Origin of the sequence: Chitinophaga niabensis (assembly GCF_039545795.1) — a bacterium.
GTDB classification, from domain to species: Bacteria; Bacteroidota; Bacteroidia; order Chitinophagales; family Chitinophagaceae; genus Chitinophaga; species Chitinophaga niabensis_B.
The window spans coordinates 7,123,309-7,145,302 of the sequence record NZ_CP154260.1; the positions used below are offsets into that span (position 1 = coordinate 7,123,309).

Consider the following 21,994-nt stretch of genomic DNA (forward strand, 5'->3'; position numbering starts at 1 on the left):
AACGCCAGCTAATATGTCCAAAAGAAATAAGATCCCCCTTCATTCACTCGGGAGCAATACCTCTGGTATTGAAGTGAGGCAGTTGACAGAAGTGGGAGAAGAAGAAACATCATTCATCAATCATATACACCGGGATGATCACTATATTTTCCTTTTCCATAAGAAAGGGCATGCCCGTATGATCATAGACTTCAAAGAAGTGGAAGCCAGTGGCACAGGTGTTTTCTGCATCCTTCCGGGGCAGGTGCATTATGGTATTTCCATGAAAGATACCCTCGCCTGGTTCCTGGCGGTGGACGGGGCTTTAGTTCAGGAGCAGTTCCGTACTGTTTTTGAAGAGCGCAGCGGTCTGCTGAAGATTTCTTCGGCAACAGCAGAGCGGCTGGAGGCTTGTTTCTCTGTGCTAAAGGGACTATGCCAGGAGCCGGACCAATTGATGGTGACGCGTTCCATGACGGATGTAGTGATCGGTTTGTTTGCAGGGATCTTTTCCGCCACGGAGGAAAGCAGGAATGATGCACATTCCAGGACAACCATTATCACCCGTCAGTTTAAAAGCCTGCTGAAAGGCGGCTTCAGAGAAATGAAACGCCCTTCCGCTTACGCGGAAGCATTGAATATCTCTCCCTCTTATTTAAATGAAGCCGTGAAGTTAACTACGGGTCTTCCCGTGAGCCACTGGATCCAGGAAGAAGTAATGATGGAGGCAAAACGCTTGTTGTTCTATACAGACAATACCGTTAAACAGATTGCAGATGATCTGGGCTTTGAAGACCATACTTATTTCAGCAGGGTGTTCAACCGGGCGGAGGGAACGCCACCGCTGGCCTTCCGGAAGAAATACCGCAAATAATCCAATCTTTCCTTTTATTCCGCTATTGCCATGCCTTTCATTTCTCGCGTGCTTTGCAGATAAATTAGCTATATGCCAAGAATGCCTAAATGGATGGGAGATGCAGTGGAGAGCCTTATGGCGTCCAAGTTCCTGACGGTAACAGTTACGGAGGTAGAATACTTAAGCCCGGAGGTGAAAAGGGTTTGTTTTACGGGAGATCTGTCCAGGGCGGATTTTGATGCAGGTTATGCAGTAACCTTCAGGGTGAGTGCATTGGACCACAGGGACTATACACCTGGTGTATTTACAAAAGATACTTGTGAGATTATTTTTCATATCCACGGAAATGGCCCCGGAAGCGCTTTTGCAGATAGTTTGCAAGTGGGAGATACAACCAAGATGGTGATCCCCAGGGGCAGAAAGCTCTATCGCGAAGGCGTGGAGAATTTCTTCTTTGGAGATGAATCTTCTATTGGCACACTTAAAGCTATTATGCAGGAAGTACCTTGTACCGGTATTCTCGAATTGGATGAAGTTAATTTCCGTGTGCCGGAGAAACTGGGCATGCAGGTAGATGTTGTGCGTAAAGGCAGCCATTCTTTTGACTTAGTTAATGAAAAGGCTGCTTATGTACTTACAGGGAATGGGGAGTCTATACAACGGTTCCGGAAATTGTTGAAGGGAAAAGGGGTGAGCAGCAGCCAGATCATTACTAAGGCTTACTGGATACCGGGGAAGAAAGGACTGTAGGAATTTACATATCCGGAAGCGTGGGGTAGCGCCTCCGGATTGATAGTTTTATTACCAGGTGCTTTTCAGTTCATACACCGTCATCTTCTTTAACTGTGCATCGTCCCCTTTTGCAGACAGGGACAATGATTGCTTACTGGTATCAATGTTCACATTCACAGGCATGAACAGTAACCCGTCCGCCGTGAATAATTCCACTCCTATACGGTCTACATATAAGATCAGATCAAGTTTGCCATTCACCAATGGAGCGCTGGCATTTACACCATCGATCTGTAACTGTTGTTTGCTTACATCGTACACTACCGGGAGGCCATGAATATCCAGTGTTATTTCTTTGGCTTTCCCGGGTTCAATGGTTGTTCTGATCTCCAGCAATTCCGCATGGATATCGGAGAGGGGATTGGCGCCGCCTTCTTTCAATCGTGTTGGTTTCACTGTGAAGGTTTTCTCCCGGATGTTTTCCAGTTCCTTTACCGGTGTACGGGTTAATCTCAGGCCCTGTGCGGTCCGTACCAACTTTAATTCCAGGGGAATGCTCATGGCCTGGTTAAAGTTCATGTCTCCTTTATTGGTATGTGTTCTCCACCAGCCTATTTCTATGCGCCTGCTTTTTGGTTCGTTGTTGAAAGTCTGGGAAGCATAGAAGTCTCTGCCATGCTGACCATTCAGTCTTTCTATTTCCGGTTTGAAAGTGATGCCATCGAATGTGCCGATGGCGTATTCACTATTTGCTGCTATGAGGATCCATTTCTTTTCAGCGGGATTGCCTTCTACGGGTAGTTCAAAGAACTCAGGGCATTCAAAGAGATAACGGTCATTGCCGATGCCGCCGAGGATGACGCTGGATTTTGTCCAGTTTTTCAGATCGGGCGAGGTGAGGAATTGCATGCTGTGTTGTTCTTTCTCTCTTTCCACATACAATACCATTACCCATTTTTTGGTGGGCTCATGCCAGATCACTTTGGGATCGCGGTTGTCTTTATTAATGCGGTGTACCACTGTGCGGTCCAGCTTTTTGAATGTTCTGCCATCGTTGCTCCAGGCAAGGCCCTGGCCCCAGGAGCCAGCGCCGGTGAAGAACATTACCATGGCGCCTTTGCCCAGGCCGCTGGTGTTGAAGCTGTCTACAATGGCACTGCCGCTGAACATGGTACCGAATTTATCAGGGTGGAGGGCATCGCCTACTTCTTTCCAGTGCAACATGTCTTTACTCACGGCATGCCCCCAGGTCATATTTCCCCATTCCCGGCCATATGGATTGTGCTGGAAGAAGAGGTGGTATTCTCCGTTGAAATATACCATGCCGTTGGGATCATTCGTCCAGCCGCGTTTGGGGGAGAAATGAAACTGGCCGCGCAGTTTTTCTTTGTAGAGGGGGAGGGCGTTTTTGTCTTCATCACTTTGCTGTACGGTGAAATTCGCTTTCCACTTGTCTACACGGAATTCAATGTCCTGGCCTTTCCAGGCGCTGATGTCCAGGTAGGCGAGCCAGTCTGGTTCTCCTTCTGCCAGTTCTATGTTAAGGTAACGTTCCTTCTCTCCGTCTATCCAGAGTTCTACATTATGTTTGGCTGCCCCGTTCTTTACCGGTAATACCAGGTATTTTTGAGAAGCTTTGAATACAGTGCTGAATTCCTGCGCGTGTGCGGTTTGGAAAAGTGTTGAGAGGCATAATAATGCTGTCCAAAAGATCTTCATGATGTACAATTTAATAAATACCGGTGTGATGGTTTTACTTTTTTACTGATAGTAATAATGCCGGCGTGATCATTTTTTTTGCTGATATGGATAATTGCGTGATCATTCTGCTTTTTTGCTGATAGTGATTGTAATAGTACCGGCGTGATCATTTTTTATACTGATATAGATAATTGCGTGATCATTCTGTTTTTTTGCCGATAACGATTGTGATAATACCGGCGTGATCATTTTTTGCCGATAGTGGTCATCACCATCCTGCATTTTGCTGATAGAGCCCGCGGCTGTAATTGATCTGGTTTAAAGGTATTGGCAGGAATTCATCCCTGTTCTTTTTAAATAAAGCATCGTTGAGGTGGGCGGACCTTGTTTTTTCTACGGTGAAATATTTGTTGATGTATTCTGCTGCAATGCCCCAGCGTACAAGATCAAAGAAATGATAGCCTTCCGTAGCAAATTCCAGGCGGCGTTCCCAACGGAGGGCCTGCCTTGCAAAAGCCTGCGTCCAGGTGCAATTAACGCCGGGCTGGTAAGTGGCTATTTTGTAATTAGCAGAAGGTGTACCATCCGGTTGTTTCAGAAGGGCAGTACTATTTCCGGAACGGGTGCGCAGATCGTTGATCAGCGATAAGGCTTCATTTTGACGGCCCAGTTCTATCAGTGCTTCTGCTTTGAATAACAATACATCCGCATAACGGATCACATCCCAGTTCTTGGAGCTGGACATGAATGGCGGGATCTTCTGGAAAGAAGGATCATCCGGTGCTACGGCTTCTTTCAGACTGGCAAATGCATCATATACTTCCGGTGCACGTGCCCATGAACGCAGGAAGATGTAATTGCTTTTGTATTTGAAAGGTTTGCCGGGAATAGCCACTGTATGGTTCAGCCGGGGATCAAAAGAACTGGTCATATAATCACCTGATGCTGCCACATCCACATTATTATACGTATCAAACATAGGCAGCCCGTTCGCATCTGTTTTGAATGCATTGATCAGATCATGACTGGGAACATGAAACCCGCAGCAGCCAAATTCTTTGTTCATCGGGTAGTTCAGTGCATGACCATAATCCAGCCTGCCCTTGGGTGTACCATCATCCTTTGAATACTGAATAGCGAATACAGACTCTTTGCTGTTCTCAAACGGTGTGAGGAAGTTGTTGCCATAGTCTGCATTCGGCATGTATTTGCCGGAGATGATGATATCATCGCAGAGTTTATTCACTTCTGTGAGCAGGGTGGTGCTGATACTGGTTACATTATTTGTTTCATCCTGTATGTAAGCCTGGTATAATAGTGTTTTAGCGAGATACGCTTTTGCAGAGAGTTGATTGGCGCGTCCTACTTCAGGTTGTGTTGGTGGCAGATCTGCTACAGCCGCACGGAAGTCGTCTGCTATTTTTGTCCAGAGGGCGTCATTGGAATACGTCTTGTTAGAGATGGTGTCATAAACATTCTTTGCTGCATTCTCATCAATATACGGAACGTATTTGAAGAGGATCTTTAACAGGAAATAGAAGTGCCCTCTCAGAAAGCGTAACTCTCCCTGGCGTTTCTTTTTATCCGGAAAAGCGGCTTCATCAATAGCATTCACCCGGCGTAAGGCATCATTAGCGCGTGCGATACCCACATATAAACGGAACCACAGTTCATCCGTTAATCCATTGTCTGCCCTGTTGAGGGAGAATGTTTCCAATAGATGGAACTCTGTAATGTCTCCGGGGCCATCGCCACCTTTATAAGCATCTCCGCCACGCACACTGCCATAAGGCCAGAGGTTGGTGTAGGGAGAAGTATAGTGATCATTGCCGAGAGAAGAGTAAGCCGCTATCACGAGTTTGTTTACATTCTCCGGTGTGTTCAAATCGTTGTCTGATACAACACCCTGTGGTGTTTCATCCAGGATCCGTTTGCAGGATGCCGTGATCAGCAATACGGAGAAGATGAGTGATATGATCTTTTTCATGGAATGCATTATTTAGAATGATACATTGAAACCAGCGGTTACGATAGCAGGAATGGGGAACGATGTGCCTGGTGCTTCCGGATCGGCAGCTGTAAACCCTTTGCTTTTAATGGTGATCAGGTTGCTGCCTTGCAGGAATACCCGGGCAGTTTGTACACCCACGTTGCGCAAAGCGTTCTTGAGGTTATAGCCTAACTGGATATTCCGGAGTTTCATGTAAGAGCCGTTCTCAAAGAAATAAGTAGAAGAGCGCCCCTCGTTATTCCTGTTCACCAATGTGAGTGCAGGGATGGTAGAACCTGTGTTCGTGGATGTCCATGCACTGAGGGTTCTGTCTCCCCAGTTGCTACCTACCCAAAGGGAAGAAAAGTCTGTGAAGGTTTTGAAGGTGTTGTTCACCTCAATGCCCTGTACCCCTTGCAGGAAAAAGCTGAGATCAAAATTCTTGTAGGACAGTTCAACATTTAATCCATACAGGAAATCCGGGTTGCCATCTGCAATGAAATCACGGTCTTTATCGTCTATTATCTTATCTCCGTTGAGGTCGCGGTAGCGGATCCTTCCGAGCCCTTTACCCACCTGTGCAGCAGATTCATCCAGTTCTTTTTGTGTAGTGAATAAACCATCTGCGATGTAACCGAAAGATGAATTGATAGAACGGCCCAGGATGGTTTTATCTGTTCCGTTACCGGGGTAAGAAGTTAATACCTGTTTGGGCAGGTAAGTTACTTTGTTCTTGTAAGTAGAGAAATTACCGGTAACGGTAAAGCGCAGGTCTTTGGTAATATTACCATTGTAAGAAAGTAATACTTCCAACCCTTTGTTTTGCATGGAAGCGCCATTGAACCAATAGTTACCACCTTCTCCCTGTACGGCCAGGTAACCGGGGCTGATCAATATATCAGATGTTTTTTTGATGAAGTAATCTACAGAGCCGGTGAGGCGGTTTTCCAATAAACCGAAGTCCAGGCCGAAGTTCGCTTCTTCCGTTCCTTCCCATCTTAATGAATCATTTCCCTGCTGGATACGTGTAAAACCTGATGGTAACTGTCCTGAGCCACTGCCACCAATATCATAAGCACTGCCATTGTCGAATCCCCAGGTGGGATCTACGCCATAGATGGAAGCATACAGGGCGTAGGTAGCGTTGTTGGCAATTTCCTGGTTGCCGGATTTACCCCAGCCGTATCTGAGTTTCAGGTCAGAGATGGTGTGTTGTTTTTTCATGAAGGCTTCTTCACTGATACGCCATCCCAGGGAGAAAGCAGGGAATGTACCATATCGGTATTCTTTACCGAAACGGGATGAGCCGTCCCTGCGAAGGGTAGCAGAAGCCAAATAGCGGTCTGCATACGCATAGTTGATCTTGCCGAAGTAAGATAACAGCGCATAACCAGAACCACCGCCGCCATTGTCTTTATTGGAAGAACCGGCATCGAGGTAAGCGTAATCGATGTTTTCCAGCGCATATCCCTGCCTGGATGCGTAGAACGACTGGTTCATGTATTTGATCTGCTCATGACCCACGAGGAATTCAAAGCGGTGTTTATCCAGTTCCAGTTTGTAGTTGAGGGTGTTCTGCCAGAGCCAGTTGCCATCATATCCCTGGTTAGTGGATGTTTGATTGGAAGGATCGGAAAGAAAACCTGACACGTAGGATTTACGAAGGGTGCGTTGGTAGTTACCATTGTAGTCAATACCCACACTGCTCCTGAAATGAAGATCAGGAAGGATATCTACATCAGCATACACGTTACCGAATACACGGTAAAAGTGGTTGAGGTTTTGCTTATTGTCTTCAATGAGGCGAACAGGATTGTGGCGGTCTGTCATACCAGGTGCGGGGCCACCCCATCCTCCATCAACGGTATGTACAGGTACAACAGGTTGTTGTACCAATGACGTGAACAATACATCTCCGATAGGAATGAGGGTATTGCGGATATAGGAGAAGTTTAGGTTCTCACCTATCTTCAATTTGTTTTTAAAGAAGCTGTAATCTGAATTAAGGCGGGCCGTGATCTTTTTATTGTTGGATGCTTTCACGATACCTTTGTTATCATAATACCCCAGCGAAAACAAAGCGCTTCCTCTTTCGCTGCCACTGCTTACAGATACATTGTATTGCTGGATGATGGCTGTTTGCTCAATCTGATCGTACCAGTATGTATCAGCGGGGCGCATGGTTTTAGCGCCATCGATAAACTCAGGGTAGATGATCTTATTGAGTACGGGATTATTGTAATCGCCGTTCCAGTCGTATTGATAGATCTGGTTGTTGTTGGGATTAGTTCTGTCGTTCACAGCGGCCTGCCAGTAAGCTCTGCCGCGGCCGTCTGCATTCAGTGTTTTTTGTTTGGTGGTGTAATCCTGTGTGGAAAGGGAAGCGTCAAAATCTACGCGGGTAAAACCTTTGCGTGCTTTTTTTGTGGTAACAATGATCACTCCATTTGCTGCACGGGAACCATAGATGGTAGCGGAGGAGGCATCTTTTAATACCTGTATGGATGCAATATCATCCTGGTTTAATTCCTGTAATCCTCGTTTGGTGGGAACACCATCAATTACATAGAGGGGATCATTATTGCCGAGTGTACCAATTCCCCTGATGCGAACAGTGGCACCTCCTGAAGGAGAGCCATCAGTGGTGATGAATACGCCGGGCACTCTTCCCTGCAGGGCTTTTACTGGGTTGCCAAGTGGCACATCCCGAATGGCTTCCACATCTACAACTGATACGGCGCCGGTGAGGTCTGCTTTCTTTTGGGCCTGGTAACCGGTAACCACTACTTCATTGAGGTTGCTGGCATCGCGGTCCATTTCAACGATGATATTTCCGCTGGCAGGTACTTTGGCAGTGAATACTTTCATGCCTATATAGGAGAAAGTAAGGGTTTCATTTGTGGATGAGAGGATGGAGAATTTGCCTGTGCTGTCTGTGATCACTGCGGTAGAAGGACTTTGTACGCTAACACCGGGGAGCGGGATGCCGGTGTTTTTTTCTGTGACGGTGCCCGTCACTTTTTTTTGTTGCGCAGAACTGCTGAGCACTATCAGCAGAAGTGCCATCATTGTAATCCTGTATTTCATAATACTACGTGGTTTTAATGTGAAATGGAATCCACTTCTTTGATATCATAATCCGGCATTGCGCCTTTGTAGGTTGTGATGGTTGCTGCCAACCGGTTGGCGAAATCGAGCATTGCTTCAGGTGCTGCTTTGTCTATTGTTTTGGAGATGATGGCGGCGAGGAAAGCATCTCCGCTGCCCACAGTGTCTGTTACGGGTACTTTATAACCCGGATGAGTATACGATTGGCCATTCAGGTGTAATTGCGCACCATTTGCTCCCATGGTAACGATCATATGGCGGATCCCGAATTTATCCTGCAGGAGGGATACGCGGTCTGCTGTATTATTATAACTGCCATACCAGCTGGTCACCAGTTCCAGTTCATCTATATTCAGTTTAAGGATATCGGCATATTGTAAAAGCGATTCAATGAGGGAGCGGCTGAAATGTGGTGTGCGCAGATTGATGTCCAGCACTTTGGTATGTGCTAATTCCAGCAACTGGAAAAGTGTGTTGCGGGAAGTGGCATGGCGGGCACTCAGACTGCCAAACACAAAATACTCCGCCTGTTTCACCAATGCCTCCGTGGTATCGTCTGCAACAATATGGTCCCATGCAGAAGGGGAAACAATGTCGTACGACATATCTCCGTTGGGATGTTGCGTTGCTTTTACGATACCTGTTGGTACTGCTTCATCTATTTGAATATATTTCGTGTTCAGGCCTTTGTTTTGCAATACTTTCATCAGTTCATCCCCTCTTTCGTCTTTACCTATGCGGCTGATCATGGCAGGGCTTTTTCCCAGCCTGTGCAGCTGATAAGCAACATTCATGGGTGCTCCGCCAGGTTGTGGGCCGGAAGGGAGCAGGTCCCATAATATTTCTCCATAACAAACGATACCGTGGTTCATGAGCTTAGTATTAATGCATGATAAGTGTGCCTTCCAGCTGTTCCAGTGATTTGCCTTTTGTTTCGGGCATGATCTTCCATACAAACAGCAATTGCAATACCATCATTACACAGAAGAAGAGAAAAGTGTTGCCGCCACCGAGGCTTTCTGTCAACATGGGAAAAATGAAAGCGATCACTGCAGCCATTATCCAATGCGTCATACTACCCAGCGTCTGACCTTTTGCCCTTACCTGGTTGGGGAAGATCTCAGAGATGAACACCCAGATCACAGCCCCCTGGGAAAAAGCAAAGAACGCAATATATACCAGCAGGAATATGGTGACCATAAATCCATTGAACTCATTCAGGTAAAAGGCACGGGATACCAGGCCCAGGGTAATGATCAGTCCAAGGGAACCGATCAGCATCAAAGTACGTCTGCCTACCCTATCAATGAAGCTAAGTGCCAGCAGGGTGAAAAGGAAGTTCACGAAGCCGATCCCCACACTGGATAACAGAGAGGATTGTTTACCAAGCCCCGTCATTTCAAAGATCCGGGGCGCGTAATAGATGATGGCATTGATCCCGGATACCTGGTTAAAAACGGCAAAGGTAATAGCCAGGAAAACGGGGAAGCGGTTCTTCCGGGAGAAAAGGGCTTCGCTTTGGTGCTCACTTTGTACATCATTGCGGATGGCATACAGTTCCTCTTTATAACCGCTGGGATTGATCACTTTTAAAGTTTCTGTGGCTTCTGCTATCCGCCCTTTTCTCAGGATCAGCCAGCGGGGACTTTCCGGAACAAAACGTAATAATACCAGGAACAGGAGGGAAGGGAAGGCCTGTACGCCCATCATCCAGCGCCAGGAGGTGTCGCTTTCCTGGCCTATCAGGTAATTGGAAAGATAGGAGATGAGGATGCCCAGAACAATATTGAACTGGAAAAGTGCTACCAGTTTTCCTCTTGAGGCGGCAGGCGAGATCTCAGAGATATAAATGGGGGCTGTTACGGAAGATGCGCCCACACCAATACCTCCCAGGAAACGGAAAAGCAGGAAAACCGGCCAGCCGGTTGCAAGTGCAGTACCTAATGAAGAAAAGAGATATAGGATAGCAATCAGGATCAGTGTTTTCTTTCTGCCCAGTTTTTCAGAAGGCAGGCTGCCCAGCATGGAACCGATAATAGTTCCTATCAGGGCAATGGAAACGGTGAGGCCATGTTCAAAGCCGTCCAGTTGCCAGTATTGTTGAATAGATTGTTCAGCGCCGGAAATAACTGCCGTATCAAAGCCGAATAGAAAACCACCAAGGGCTACCGTAATACTCCAGAAGAAAACTTTGTTTTTCATATAACGTGTTGTGGGAATTTCTACCAACTTACGCGCCTTTTAAGGGGAAAACCTGCTGCCCTGTTTCAATCACTTCTAAAATCGTATCAATTTCCCATTATGCTGTATTTCAATTCCTTAGGGCCGATGTTTTTTTGAAGGTTTTTGATTTTGTATCCCCTATTTTCATTTTTGGATCAAATATCCGGGGATCGGGCTACGTTATGCTACAGGATAAGGAAAGAAAATTCTACATTGAGGGTATAATTCCACTGATCTTCCAAATAAACACGTGAAGAAATGAGAACGCTGGTAATATTAACCTTTCTGGCCGGCATTTTCGCAGGCTGCCGGCCTGCGCCTGCTCCCCGTCATTTCAGGATCGGCTTCTCCCAATGCGGGGATGCAGACCATTGGAGAAAATCCATGCTGGCAGAAATGCAACGGGAACTTTCTTTCCACCCGGGTATGGAGCTGATCTATAAACAGGCGGATGATAACAGCAGTGTACAGGTAAAGCAGGTAAAGGAATTACTGGCGGAGGGCATCGACCTGCTCATTATTTCTCCCAATGAGGCCAGTCCGCTTACACCTGTAGTGGAAGAGGTATATAATAAAGGTATCCCGGTGATTGTGGTGGACAGGAAAATTGCTTCTACGAAATACACCAATTATATAGGGGCAGATAATTACGAGATAGGAAAGATAGCAGGGGAATATGTGGCAGGTTTGCTGAAAGGGAAAGGAAATGTAATAGAAGTGGTAGGCCTTCCGGCATCTTCACCGGCTATTGAAAGAAGGCGGGGTTTCCAGGATGGGTTGAGCAAATACCCGGAAGTGCAGATCCTGGAGCAGGTGCATGGGGATTGGGTAAAACAGAAATCCGAAGCGGCTTTAAATAAGATCAGCACCAGCCTGCCATTGGCAGACCTGATCTTTGCGCATAACGATGTGATGGCATTGGGAGCAAGGGAGGCTTGTTTGAAAGCCGGTGTGCAACATACCCGGATCATTGGAGTGGATGCTTTATCCGGTAAAGGGGGTGGATTGGAAATGGTGTCTGGTGGTTTGCTCACAGCATCTTTATTATATCCAACCGGAGGAACGGAAGCGATCCGTAATGCGCTGCATATCTTACAACATCAGCCACTTCCCAAAGAAACCTTCCTGCAAACGCTGGTGGTGGATTCCACCAATGTGCGGATGATGGTTTTGCAATCAGATAAGATCCTGAACCAGCAGAAGGATATAGAACTGCAGCAGCAGATGCTGGCAGAACAGAAAAGAGTGTATAACAGCCAGCGGACGATGTTGTATATACTGGGCATCACTTTGGCGTTTGCGCTGATCTTTGCCAGCCTGTTATGGTACTCCAGGAACCTGAACCAGAAGATCAATAAAAAACTGGCCCTGCAGAATGATGAGATCAGCCGGCAGAGTAAACAACTCATGGAAATGAGTGCGGAAGCGGCCAAAGCCAATGAAGCGCGCATCGATTTCTTCACCAATATTTCCCATGAGATCAGAACACCACTTACACTGATCATTGGGCCGCTGGATGAAATGCTGCAGCATTCAAAACTACAGGGGGCAGACAGGCAGCAGCTTTCGCTGGTGCGCAGGAATGCCAACCGCCTCTTGCACCTGGTGAATCAATTGATTGATTTCCGTAAACTGGAATTCAGTAAAATGCAGGTGAAGGCATCAGAGAATGACCTGGTGCAGTTCAGTAATGAGATCATTGAGATCTTTCAGCAGATAGCCCGGAAAAGAAGGATCGATTGCCGGTTGGTGACTTCGGAAAGAAGACTGCCGGTTTGGATGGATACGGGCATGATGGATAAAGTGTTGTTCAATCTCTTGTCCAACGCCTTTAAGTTTACAACGGACAATGGTTCCATCACGGTTATCCTGGAAAAGAAAGAGGGGCAGGCTTTGATAAAGGTGCAGGATACAGGTATTGGTATGTCTCCGGAAGTAATGCAGCATGCTTTTGATATCTTTTACCAGGGCGATGTAGATAATCACAAAGGCTCGGGGTTAGGGCTGGCGCTTTGTAAAGAGCTGGTGCAATTGCATCATGGTACTATTACTGCCAGCAGTGAAAAGCATAAAGGCACAGTATTCACGGTGGCGCTGCCTTTAGGGAAAGAGCATTTCCAGCTGGAGGAACTGGCTATTGCCGCTACCAAAGAAGAAGAACAGGAATTCTATATGGCGGACCTTATGCCTGTAACCGATCTGCCGGAAGAGCAGAAGGCGCAGGAAAAAAAAGGCGTACTGCTTTTGGTTGAAGATAATCCCGAGATGCGGAGCTTTATCAAATACCGTTTGTCCAATGAATACGAGGTGCTGGAAGCGGAGAACGGACAGCAGGGATTGCAGCTGGCTTTTGAATACCTGCCGGATGGTATTATCTGTGATGTGATGATGCCGGTAAAAGACGGGCATGCTTTGCTGAAGGAGATCAAAACCGATGTGCGCACGGCGCATATTCCTGTTATCTTATTAACGGCCCGTACTTCTGCAGAACAGCAGGTGGAAGGATTGCAGAATAAAGCGGATGCTTACATCACCAAACCCTTCGACTTTAAAATACTGCGGCATACCCTGAATAGTTTGCTGGTGAACAGGAACCAGCTAAAGGAACACTTCACGGCGGATATTCCGGCAGGATTGAGAGGTGCTATTTCTAAGAAGGCTGATCTTCGTTTTGTATCCGAATTCACTTCTATTGTAGAAAGTAATATCGGGAATGAAGAGTTCTCTATTGAGAATATCTACAAGCAGATGAATATTTCCAAAGTGCAGTTATACCGGAAAGTAAAAGCGCTGATCGGCACGAATATCAATGAGTACATCCTAAATACGCGGTTGCAGAAGGCACGGTATTTCCTGCAGCATGAAGATATTTCAGTGGCAGAGGTAGCGTATAGAACAGGATTTTCCTCGCCAGCTTATTTTTCAACAGTGTTCAAATATAAGCTGGGAGTTTCTCCTACTGCGTTCAAAGGGAAGCGCTAGTTATTTCTTCGCCGCGGTCAAAGGGAGAGCGTTGTGCCTTTCTCTTACTGCGTTCAAAAGGGAACGCTGTACCTTTCTCCTACTGTATTTAAAGGAAAGCGTTGAATTATTTCTTCGCTGCGCCTTTCTTTTTCGTTGCAGCTTTTTTAGCGGCAGATTTCTTTGGAGCACTTGCTTTTGCTGCTTTCTTCGGCGCTTTAGCTTTTGGCTCTTTTGCTTTTTTTGCGACTGCTTTTTTCGGAGCGGTTGCTTTTTTTGCTTTCTTTGAGTCGGCTGTTTTTTGATCTGTTTCTTGCTTGGGAGCAGTAGCTTTTTTCGCAGCTTCTTTCTTAGGAGCTGTTACTTTTTTGGCGGCTGCTTTCTTCGGCGTAGCTGTTTTCTTTTCAGCTCCGGCTGCTAATAGCTTACTCGCTTTTTTCACATGGCGGTTGAATTTCTTTTCTCCAACAGTTTCTTTCAGATCAGTAAAAGTAGTTTGGAGCGTGGTGGCAATCTGCTCACGTAATGCATGCTTAACCTTAACAGGTTCTTTCTTGGACTTGGCCATTATTCATTTATCGTTTAGTGAAGGACTGTAAATTTAACAATAAGATAATATACCCAATGTTAAGTTTTGGTATGAATTGCAAGCTGATACCTTGTGAAATGAAGTGAAATAATTTGAAACTGTTCCCCACAAATTGCCCCATAAAAATGGCCTGAATAGTTATATTTAACCCATGCATCGTTTTTGTTTAATATTGATCGTGTTGCTGGCAGGTGTTTTCAGTGTAAGCGCGCAGGCGCCAAGGCATTATGTTTGTTATCGTACTACAGGTACTTCTCCGGACTGGCAAAACATCCCATGGACAGAAGATTTCCTGGATATAGAAGGCACAGCCAAACCCATTCCGCTCTACCGTACCCGTGTGAAAATGCAATGGGATGATACCTGCCTTTATGTACTGGCAGAACTGGAAGAACCACATATCCGGGGTACCCTCCGTCAGCGGGATACCATCATCTTTCATGACAATGATTTTGAAGTGTTCATTGACCCTGACGGCGATACACATCAATACTATGAGATAGAGATCAATGCCCTCAATACGGTAATGGACCTGTTCATGGTAAAACCCTATCGCAATGGCGGGCAGGCTATGATCAACTGGGATGCAAAAGGGCTCCGTACGGCAGTTCGGTTCAATGGAACTTTAAATAACCCGGCAGACAAGGATTCTTCCTGGACGGTGGAAATGGCCATCCCTTTCAGGGCACTGGCTTTTTATGGCCGCCGTTCCCTGGTGCAGGATGGCAGCACCTGGCGGATCAACTTCTCCCGGGTGCAGTGGCAAATGGATATTGTAGACGGGCAGTATGTTAAACGGCCCCGTACCCCGGAATACAATTGGGTATGGTCTCCGCAGGGTATGATCAATATGCATGCACCGGAACATTGGGGTTATCTTCAATTCAGTGTGCAGCGCCCAGGTGTTTTCAAAGAACCGGTGATAGCAGCGGCGGCAAATGAGTTGTGGAACATCTATTACCGCCAGAAGCAATACTGGGAACAGCATAAATCTTATGCAAAAAATACGGAGGCATTGGGTATCAATTCCCCCGCAGTAATAGAAGGTACTACTTTGCAATTTTCGGCATCTATCCAGGAAGCCGGTTATATTACCATTATAAACCAGGAAGGAAAAATCACATCTCGCCATGAATAAACGCGACTTCATGAAATCGCTGGGGCTTGGAAGCCTCGCATTCATTCAACCTGCCACGCTGATCTCATCAGTTCCTGTTCCCCCTAAAAAAGTACAGCACAGGGTATGGATCAACCCCGATCATAAAGACACTGCAGCTGAGCTGAAACAACGCTACCAGGAATACAAACAAGCCGGCATTGGTGTGATCTATTTTGAAGAAGACAGTCCGCTGCATTTTAAAACCGCTAAAGAAGTGGGTATTGCTGCCCATCGCTGGTTCTGGACAATGAACAGGGGGGATAAGGACCTGCTGGCGAATCATCCGGAATGGTATTCGCAGAACAGGAAGGGAGAATCCTGTGCTACGCATCCGCCATATGTTGGGTACTATCGTTTCCTTTGTCCGAATAAGGAAGGGGTGGTGGAACACCTGAAAAAGCAAGCGGAAGAGATCTTATCCAAAGATTATGTGGATGGCCTGCATCTTGATTATATCCGTTTTGTAGATGTGATATTGCCGGTGAACCTCTGGGAGAATTACAAAATTGACCAATCGAAAGAGTTGCCGGAATACGATTTCTGCTATTGCGAAACCTGCCGCAGCAAATATAAAAGTGCCTATGGCCTAGATCCTCTGGAAATAGAACATCCTGATCAAAGCCCTTCCTGGCGTAAGTTCCGGTACGACAGTATCAGCAATGTGGTACGTAACATGTCCGCCGTAGCGCGTCAGCATAAAAAGCCCATTACGGCAGCAGTATTCCCTACACCAGAGATCGCCAAACGTATTGTGCGGCAGGATTGGGTAAATTGGCCTTTGGATGCCGTTTGCCCCATGATCTATCATGGCTTCTACCGGGAAAGTGTGAAGTGGATAGGCGATGCGGTATCTGAGGGGGTGAAGGCATTGCGGGGGAGTTTTCCACTCTATGCTGGATTGTACCTCCCGGATTTTAAGGGGGATGATGAACAGGTCCGGCAGGGTATTAAGCTGGCATTGGAAAATGGGGCCGCGGGAGTGTCTGTCTTTGGGAAACTGACACCTTCCTTATTGAATGTGTTAAGGAGTACCATATCTTGAGCCTATGTCAAGCCTATGTGAAGCATTGTTGGGGTTATCTGTTCCCCTGTTATGGCTCCTCTTTTTACTGGAAAATGCAGGGATCACTTTCCTCGTTTTGTATATCGGGCGGCTGGTGCAGGGGAGGCGGAATGTTTATACTCCCAGGGAATGGGGCATTTGTGCCATCACGAATGTATTGAACACGGTAGTGACCTATGCCGGCTTCTGGATGTGGAAGGAAGAGTGGATCACTATTACGATGGGGGTTAATTGGGGCATTATACCTGACTTCCTGCTCCTGTTCTTTGCCATGGACCTGCTGATGTTTGTATTCCACTTCGTCATTCATAAAACCTTTCTCTTTAAAGCGGTGCATCAACTGCACCATGAAGCCATACATCCGAAACCGATAGATCTTTTTATATTACACCCTATTGAAACAATGGCTTTTGGTGGAATGTGGCTGGCTTTATTGCTGCTGTATCCTTTTTCCATCTATGCCATTGTGATCTACCTGGTGGTAAATGTGGTGTTCGGGTTAACAGGTCACCTGGGGATGGAGCCATTACCTGCGGCAGTCCGCAACCTTCCTGTGATGAAATACCTGGGTACTTCCACTTTCCATCATGATCATCACCAGGATGTACAATATAACTTTGGTTTTTACACCAGTATCTGGGACCGGTTGTTCGGGACGCATAAGCATTAAAGCGAAGGCATGGAAAATTACAGCGTAGTCATTATTATCCTGGCTGTTATGATCGGGTTGTCTGCCATTGCGGACAAGGTCAGGCTGCCCTATCCTATCTTACTGATCAGTGCAGGGATTGCAGTGGGTTTTATTCCCACCTTACCGAACATTGAGTTGAACCCCGAAGTGGTTTTCCTGATCTTCCTTCCTCCTTTATTATATGACGCTGCCTTCAAAATCTCTTTCCGGCAATTCCGGACGAACATTAATACCATCAGCACTTTAGCTATCTCACTGGTATTTATAACGGCAACGGGTATAGCCGTTACAGCCCATTACCTGATCCCCGGAATGACCTGGCCACTGTCTTTTGTATTGGGGGCTATCCTCTCTGCAACAGATGCTGTGGCGGCGATGAGTATTACAAAGGGGTTGGGGCTTTCGCACAAAACCAATACCATCCTGGAAGGGGAAAGCCTGGTGAATGATGCTTCAGCGCTGGTAGTTTACAGGTTTGCCGTGGCAGCTGTTACGGGTACTGCTTTTGTATTCTGGAAGGCCTCGCTGGAATTTGTGATCTTAATGGTGGGTGGTTTTTTAGTGGGTTTTTTTATGGCGAAGCTGCTGGGGAAGGTATTGCAATACGTGCATCGAAATTATCTTGTCACTATCGGTTTCATGTTGCTGATGCCGTTTGTTACTTACCTGCTCGCAGAAGAAATGCATGTATCCGGTGTGATCGCAGTGGTGATGCTGGGTTTGGGTATTTCGCGGTTCAGCAGAAAATTGTTGCCGGATGGTTTACGCCAGCAGAGTAAATCTTTCTGGGATGTGATCATCTTCCTCCTGAACGGATTGATCTTTATTCTTATTGGTCTCCAGTTCCCTTATGTGGCCAAAAGCCTGGAAAGGGAACAGATCATCCTGTATATCGGTTATGGTTTTATTATTACCCTAGTGGCTTTGGTGATACGGGTAGCGCGGGTATTTGGGCAACAGCTCAACCTGGAGCGGGCTTTTAAAAAAGGGAAGGGGCGGATCACGGAACATGCCCTGCTGGATTTTAAAAATAGCCTGATCATCAGCTGGTCAGGTATGCGGGGAATTGTTTCCCTGGCTATCGCTATCGGGTTACCGGCAACTTTGAAGGATGGGAGTCCGTTTCCGCAGCGGGCCGCCATTATATTTATTTCCATTGTGGTGGTTTTATTTACGCTCATAGGGCAGGGGCTTACTTTACCCTGGCTGGTAAGGAAGTTAAATACGGAGGAAAAGAAAACTGTTTAATCTCCTTTTTTTTAAAAAATAATATAGCATTAGCCCCTGTTAGTGCATTTGTTAGCCCTTTTATTAACGTTTATTAATCCTTTTTTAATCCTCTTCTGCTTACTTAGCATTACGTTATGTAAATCATAAAAATGATACAAATGAGAAAGTATGGAGCCTGGGTTTTCCTGGTGGCAGCGCTCAGTCTGTTTGCCTGGAAATGTAAAGTATCTCAGCAGGCGCAAATTGTTCAACGGGATGGATCAGGGAAGATCATTGTTAACCCGCATCCGAATCCCGGCTATCTCTCAGTAAAGGAAAGCATGGAATCCATTCAGCTTCCTCCCGGCTATAAATTACAACTGGTGGCCAGTGAGCCGATGATCAAAGAACCGGTGGCCATTGTCTGGGATGGCAATGCGAGGATGTACGTGGCAGAAATGCGCACCTACATGCAGGATATTAATGGTACGGGTGAAAATGAACCCATCTGCCGCATCTCTCTTTTGGAGGATACGAATGGGGATGGGGCGATGGATAAGTCTTCCGTATTTATCGACAGCCTGGTGCTGCCCCGCATGATGTTGTGCATCGGGCATAAACTACTGGTGAATGAAACGTATACTTACGATATCTACAGTTATACAGATACAAATGGAGATGGCGTAGCAGATCAGAAAGAACCTGTTTATAAAAATCCGAAGGCAGACACGCGTAACCTGGAACATCAGAAAAGCGGGCTGGTCTGGAATATGGATAACTGGATCTACGTAAGTTGCGACCCTGTGCGTTACCGTTATACCAAAGGGAAACTGGTGGCAGATACACTGACCAATTCTCCCGGCGGACAATGGGGTTTGGCCAATGATGATTATGGCCGCATGTATTTTTCCAGTGCAGGTGCGGAAATTCCGGCACTGGGTTTTCAGATCAACCCGGCTTATGGATTGTACAATCCGAAAGATCAGTACAACCAGGAATTCCTGGCGGTATGGCCCATCATTGTTACCCCGGATGTACAAGGCGGCATGAACCGGTTACGCCCTGATACCACCCTGAATCATTTTACGGCAGGTTGCGGGCAATCCGTTTTCCGGGGAGATGCATTGCCGGCAGACCTTAAAGGTGATCTCATTATCTGTGAGCCGGTGGGCAGGCTGATCCGCAGAGCGAAAGTTACTACCAGCGAAGGAAAGGTGACGTTGCGGAATGCTTACGAGAAAGAAGAATTCATGGCCTCCTATGATATGAATTTCCGCCCGGTGAACAGTACTACCGGGCCGGATGGCTGTTTATACATTGTAGATATGCATCGCGGAATTATCCAGGAAGCCACCTGGACGAAAGAAGGTAGTTTCCTCCGCCCGCGGATCCTGCAAAAGGGATTGGAAAAGAATATCGGGCGCGGAAGAATTTACCGGCTGGTGCATGATGGATATAAACCAGGCCCTAAACCCCAACTTCTGGATAAACCTGCCAGCGCTTTGTTGCCTTACCTCGAACATCCCAACGGATGGTGGCGGGAGAATGCGCAAAAGGAGATCATTGTTTCAGGAGATCAGTCTGTGGTGCCTGCGCTGAAGCAAATGGCAGTAAGTAAAACAAACAGTCACCTGGCACGTGTACATGCTTTATGGACACTGGAGGGTTTGGGAGCTATTGATAAACCCACCCTCTTTGCTGCGATGGATGATAATGATCCGCAGGTAAGGAAGGCTGCGGTGTGGATCAGTGAATCGCTGCTGAAACAAAATGATGAGCAGGTATTGGATAAACTGGCGGAACTGAAAAGTGATACCTCTTCTCTTGTACAGGTACAGCTGGCTTTAACAATGGGACAGAGCAAAGCGGAGGCAGCGCGTTATGTGGAAGGACGTTTGAAAGCGTATTCTCAGTATCCGGGTGTATTGGATGGGGTGAGTAATAGCCTGGAGGTAACAAAGAATACAAAACTCTTTGGCGGCAGGCTGGCCAATATGCCGGCGGCACATCGTAACCTGATCCTGAATGGTGCGAATATCTATAAACAATTATGTTCTACCTGTCATGGTCCGGATGGTAAAGGTTTGGCCGTTGGGGATGCTGCTACAGCAGCGCCGCCTTTTGTAGGTTCCAAAAGAGTGGATGGAGATAAAGTGGCGATGATCCTCATTATGCTGAATGGGTTGTCAGGGCCTGTTGACGGGAAAAATTACCCGGATGTAATGGCACCCTTCGGTGCTACGAATAATGATGAATGGGTAGCTGCTGTGTTGAGTTATATCCGTTACAATTACGGGAAAAATAAAACACCGGTAGTAGATGTGGAGAGTGTGAAACAGGTAAGAGCAAAAACTTCCGCAAGAAATGCTTTCTGGACGATCGCAGAATTAGAGAATATTAAATAACGAGGAAAGATAAAGATGTTCATGGGCGAAAAACCCAATTATAATTTCGGAAAATTAAAAGCAGACAGACCATGAAAAAATATTTCTTTGGATTGATCGTACTGGTAACATTAGCGGGTTATAAAACAGATGAAAAGTATAAACCAGATCCCCGCACCCTTGATAGAAAAGTGATGTTCGGTTATCAGGGTTGGTTTGGTACCCCTAATGACGGTTCCGGGCTGGGTTACTGGAAACACTGGTTCCGCAACAAGCCTGATTCTGGTTTTGCCACTTTTGATTTCTGGCCGGATATGCGGGAGTATCCTGCAAATACGCAGGAAGCCACCCATATGAAATATGCAGATGGTTCGCCGGCTAAAGTATATTCCGCTTATCATTACGGGGTGGTGGACCTTCATTTCAAATGGTTACAGGAGCACGACCTGGATGGTGTGTTCCAGCAACGGTTTGTTACGGAACTGAAAGGCCGGGCCTCTCTGAAACATTTTACCCAGGTGGTGCGGAATGTGAAACAGGCGAGCGAAAAATATGAACGCGTGTATTGCATCATGTATGATATCTCCGGTGCAGGAGAGCAATGGAAAGAGATCATTGAAAGGGATTGGAAATACCTGGTGGATTCACTGGAAGTTACGAAGGGTAAGTCTTATCTTCATCATAAAGGCAGGCCACTGGTGGCGATATGGGGGCTTGGTTTTGATCATACCACTTTTGCTTCTGCGGCGGAAACAGATTCTTTGCTGAATTGGTTTCATAAAGGTGCGGCTAAAAAATACCAGGCAACGATCATGGGCGGCGTAAACAATAACTGGCTGCATCATCAGAATGAATGGAAGCCGGTATATGATAAACTGGATGTGATCAGTCCATGGTCTGTAGGGCGTTATAAAGATCATGCAGGGGCTGATAAATTCAGGGATACGGCTGTGGTGCCGGATCTGGCTTATTGCAAAAAGAACAGGATCGATTATATGCCGGTGATATGGCCGGGTTTTTCATGGTACAATCTGCGGAATGGCAAAACGGCTTTTAACCAGATACCACGGAGCGGTGGAAACTTCTACTGGCACCAATCTTATAATGTGATCAATGCAGGTGCGAATATGGTGTACATTGCTATGTACGATGAAGTGGATGAAGGAACAGCCATGTATAAACTGGCTCCAACGGCAGCAGAGAAACCGGTAAGTGCAAAATATCTTTCGCTGGACCAGGATGGCATTGCTTTGCCGGCGGATTGGTATCTTCGTTTGGCAGGGGCTACCAGTCAGATTGTTCGTGGAAAGGCCTCCAATGTTTCTACAATTCCCATTAAACAATAAAAC

Annotated in this window: 15 protein-coding genes; 9 read left to right on the forward strand and 6 right to left on the reverse strand. The window is 46.5% G+C overall.

The window, feature by feature from the left end; translation table 11 throughout:
- Positions 1–13: 13 nt before the first annotated feature.
- A complete protein-coding gene (locus AAHN97_RS28670; protein ID WP_343305497.1) occupies positions 14–853 on the forward strand; it encodes an AraC family transcriptional regulator in 840 nt (279 codons plus the stop codon).
- Positions 854–925: 72 nt separating this feature from the next.
- On the forward strand, positions 926–1,585 hold the full coding sequence (locus tag AAHN97_RS28675; protein WP_343305498.1) for a siderophore-interacting protein: 660 nt from the start codon (positions 926–928) through the stop codon (positions 1,583–1,585).
- A gap of 51 nt (positions 1,586–1,636) precedes the next feature.
- Here AAHN97_RS28675 and AAHN97_RS28680 read toward each other — a convergent pair whose 3' ends face one another.
- The 5 genes from AAHN97_RS28680 to AAHN97_RS28700 form a co-directional block, all read right to left on the reverse strand.
- The gene (locus tag AAHN97_RS28680) at positions 1,637–3,286 is read right to left on the reverse strand and encodes a glycoside hydrolase family 32 protein (RefSeq protein ID WP_343305499.1); all 1,650 of its coding nucleotides are present in this window, start codon (positions 3,284–3,286) and stop codon (positions 1,637–1,639) included.
- 250 nt (positions 3,287–3,536) lie between these two features.
- The gene (locus AAHN97_RS28685) at positions 3,537–5,255 is read right to left on the reverse strand and encodes a RagB/SusD family nutrient uptake outer membrane protein (RefSeq protein ID WP_343305500.1); all 1,719 of its coding nucleotides are present in this window, start codon (positions 5,253–5,255) and stop codon (positions 3,537–3,539) included.
- Positions 5,256–5,267: 12 nt separating this feature from the next.
- Complete coding sequence (locus AAHN97_RS28690) at positions 5,268–8,345, reverse strand: SusC/RagA family TonB-linked outer membrane protein (RefSeq protein ID WP_343305501.1); 3,078 nt, start codon at positions 8,343–8,345, stop codon at positions 5,268–5,270.
- A 14-nt stretch (positions 8,346–8,359) separates the two neighbouring features.
- Positions 8,360–9,238: a carbohydrate kinase family protein gene (locus AAHN97_RS28695; protein ID WP_343305502.1), complete on the reverse strand. Its 879-nt coding sequence runs from the start codon at positions 9,236–9,238 to the stop codon at positions 8,360–8,362.
- 10 nt (positions 9,239–9,248) lie between these two features.
- Positions 9,249–10,595, reverse strand: a complete 1,347-nt coding sequence (locus tag AAHN97_RS28700) for a sugar porter family MFS transporter (RefSeq protein WP_343305503.1) — start codon at positions 10,593–10,595, stop codon at positions 9,249–9,251.
- A 252-nt stretch (positions 10,596–10,847) separates the two neighbouring features.
- Here AAHN97_RS28700 and AAHN97_RS28705 point away from each other — a divergent pair, with 252 nt between their 5' ends.
- A complete protein-coding gene (locus AAHN97_RS28705; RefSeq protein ID WP_343305504.1) occupies positions 10,848–13,571 on the forward strand; it encodes a substrate-binding domain-containing protein in 2,724 nt (907 codons plus the stop codon).
- A 106-nt stretch (positions 13,572–13,677) separates the two neighbouring features.
- On the opposite strand, the gene AAHN97_RS28710 is transcribed toward AAHN97_RS28705, so the two are convergent.
- Entirely contained in the window at positions 13,678–14,118 is a 441-nt protein-coding gene (locus AAHN97_RS28710) for a hypothetical protein (RefSeq protein ID WP_343305505.1), read from the reverse strand.
- Positions 14,119–14,290: 172 nt separating this feature from the next.
- On the opposite strand from AAHN97_RS28710, the gene AAHN97_RS28715 reads away from it, so the two are divergent.
- From AAHN97_RS28715 to AAHN97_RS28740, 6 genes are all read left to right on the forward strand, one after another.
- A complete protein-coding gene (locus AAHN97_RS28715; RefSeq protein ID WP_343305506.1) occupies positions 14,291–15,277 on the forward strand; it encodes a carbohydrate-binding family 9-like protein in 987 nt (328 codons plus the stop codon).
- Positions 15,270–16,340 carry a Tat pathway signal protein gene (locus tag AAHN97_RS28720; protein ID WP_343305507.1) on the forward strand — a complete coding sequence of 357 codons (1,071 nt, stop codon included), beginning with the start codon at positions 15,270–15,272 and terminating at the stop codon, positions 16,338–16,340. The genes AAHN97_RS28715 and AAHN97_RS28720 overlap by 8 nt, the downstream gene beginning before the upstream one ends.
- A gap of 4 nt (positions 16,341–16,344) precedes the next feature.
- Positions 16,345–17,031, forward strand: a complete 687-nt coding sequence (locus tag AAHN97_RS28725; protein WP_343305508.1) for a sterol desaturase family protein — start codon at positions 16,345–16,347, stop codon at positions 17,029–17,031.
- Positions 17,032–17,040: 9 nt separating this feature from the next.
- Positions 17,041–18,300 carry a Na+/H+ antiporter gene (locus AAHN97_RS28730; RefSeq protein ID WP_343305509.1) on the forward strand — a complete coding sequence of 420 codons (1,260 nt, stop codon included), beginning with the start codon at positions 17,041–17,043 and terminating at the stop codon, positions 18,298–18,300.
- Between the two features lie 140 nt (positions 18,301–18,440).
- Positions 18,441–20,666 carry a PVC-type heme-binding CxxCH protein gene (locus tag AAHN97_RS28735; protein ID WP_343305510.1) on the forward strand — a complete coding sequence of 742 codons (2,226 nt, stop codon included), beginning with the start codon at positions 18,441–18,443 and terminating at the stop codon, positions 20,664–20,666.
- Between the two features lie 71 nt (positions 20,667–20,737).
- Entirely contained in the window at positions 20,738–21,991 is a 1,254-nt protein-coding gene (locus AAHN97_RS28740; protein WP_343305511.1) for a glycoside hydrolase family 71/99-like protein, read from the forward strand.
- Positions 21,992–21,994: the final 3 nt, after the last annotated feature.

Coding starts and splice junctions, on each gene's coding strand:
- AAHN97_RS28725 (WP_343305508.1), top strand. CDS start 16,345: ATGTCAAGCCTATGTGAAGCATTGTTGGGGTTATCTGTTCCCCTGTTA.
- AAHN97_RS28715 (WP_343305506.1), top strand. CDS start 14,291: ATGCATCGTTTTTGTTTAATATTGATCGTGTTGCTGGCAGGTGTTTTC.
- AAHN97_RS28740 (WP_343305511.1), top strand. CDS start 20,738: ATGAAAAAATATTTCTTTGGATTGATCGTACTGGTAACATTAGCGGGT.
- AAHN97_RS28695 (WP_343305502.1), bottom strand. CDS start 9,238: ATGAACCACGGTATCGTTTGTTATGGAGAAATATTATGGGACCTGCTC.
- AAHN97_RS28670 (WP_343305497.1), top strand. CDS start 14: ATGTCCAAAAGAAATAAGATCCCCCTTCATTCACTCGGGAGCAATACC.
- AAHN97_RS28675 (WP_343305498.1), top strand. CDS start 926: ATGCCAAGAATGCCTAAATGGATGGGAGATGCAGTGGAGAGCCTTATG.
- AAHN97_RS28720 (WP_343305507.1), top strand. CDS start 15,270: ATGAATAAACGCGACTTCATGAAATCGCTGGGGCTTGGAAGCCTCGCA.
- AAHN97_RS28685 (WP_343305500.1), bottom strand. CDS start 5,255: ATGAAAAAGATCATATCACTCATCTTCTCCGTATTGCTGATCACGGCA.
- AAHN97_RS28730 (WP_343305509.1), top strand. CDS start 17,041: ATGGAAAATTACAGCGTAGTCATTATTATCCTGGCTGTTATGATCGGG.
- AAHN97_RS28710 (WP_343305505.1), bottom strand. CDS start 14,118: ATGGCCAAGTCCAAGAAAGAACCTGTTAAGGTTAAGCATGCATTACGT.
- AAHN97_RS28690 (WP_343305501.1), bottom strand. CDS start 8,345: ATGAAATACAGGATTACAATGATGGCACTTCTGCTGATAGTGCTCAGC.
- AAHN97_RS28735 (WP_343305510.1), top strand. CDS start 18,441: ATGAGAAAGTATGGAGCCTGGGTTTTCCTGGTGGCAGCGCTCAGTCTG.
- AAHN97_RS28705 (WP_343305504.1), top strand. CDS start 10,848: ATGAGAACGCTGGTAATATTAACCTTTCTGGCCGGCATTTTCGCAGGC.
- AAHN97_RS28680 (WP_343305499.1), bottom strand. CDS start 3,286: ATGAAGATCTTTTGGACAGCATTATTATGCCTCTCAACACTTTTCCAA.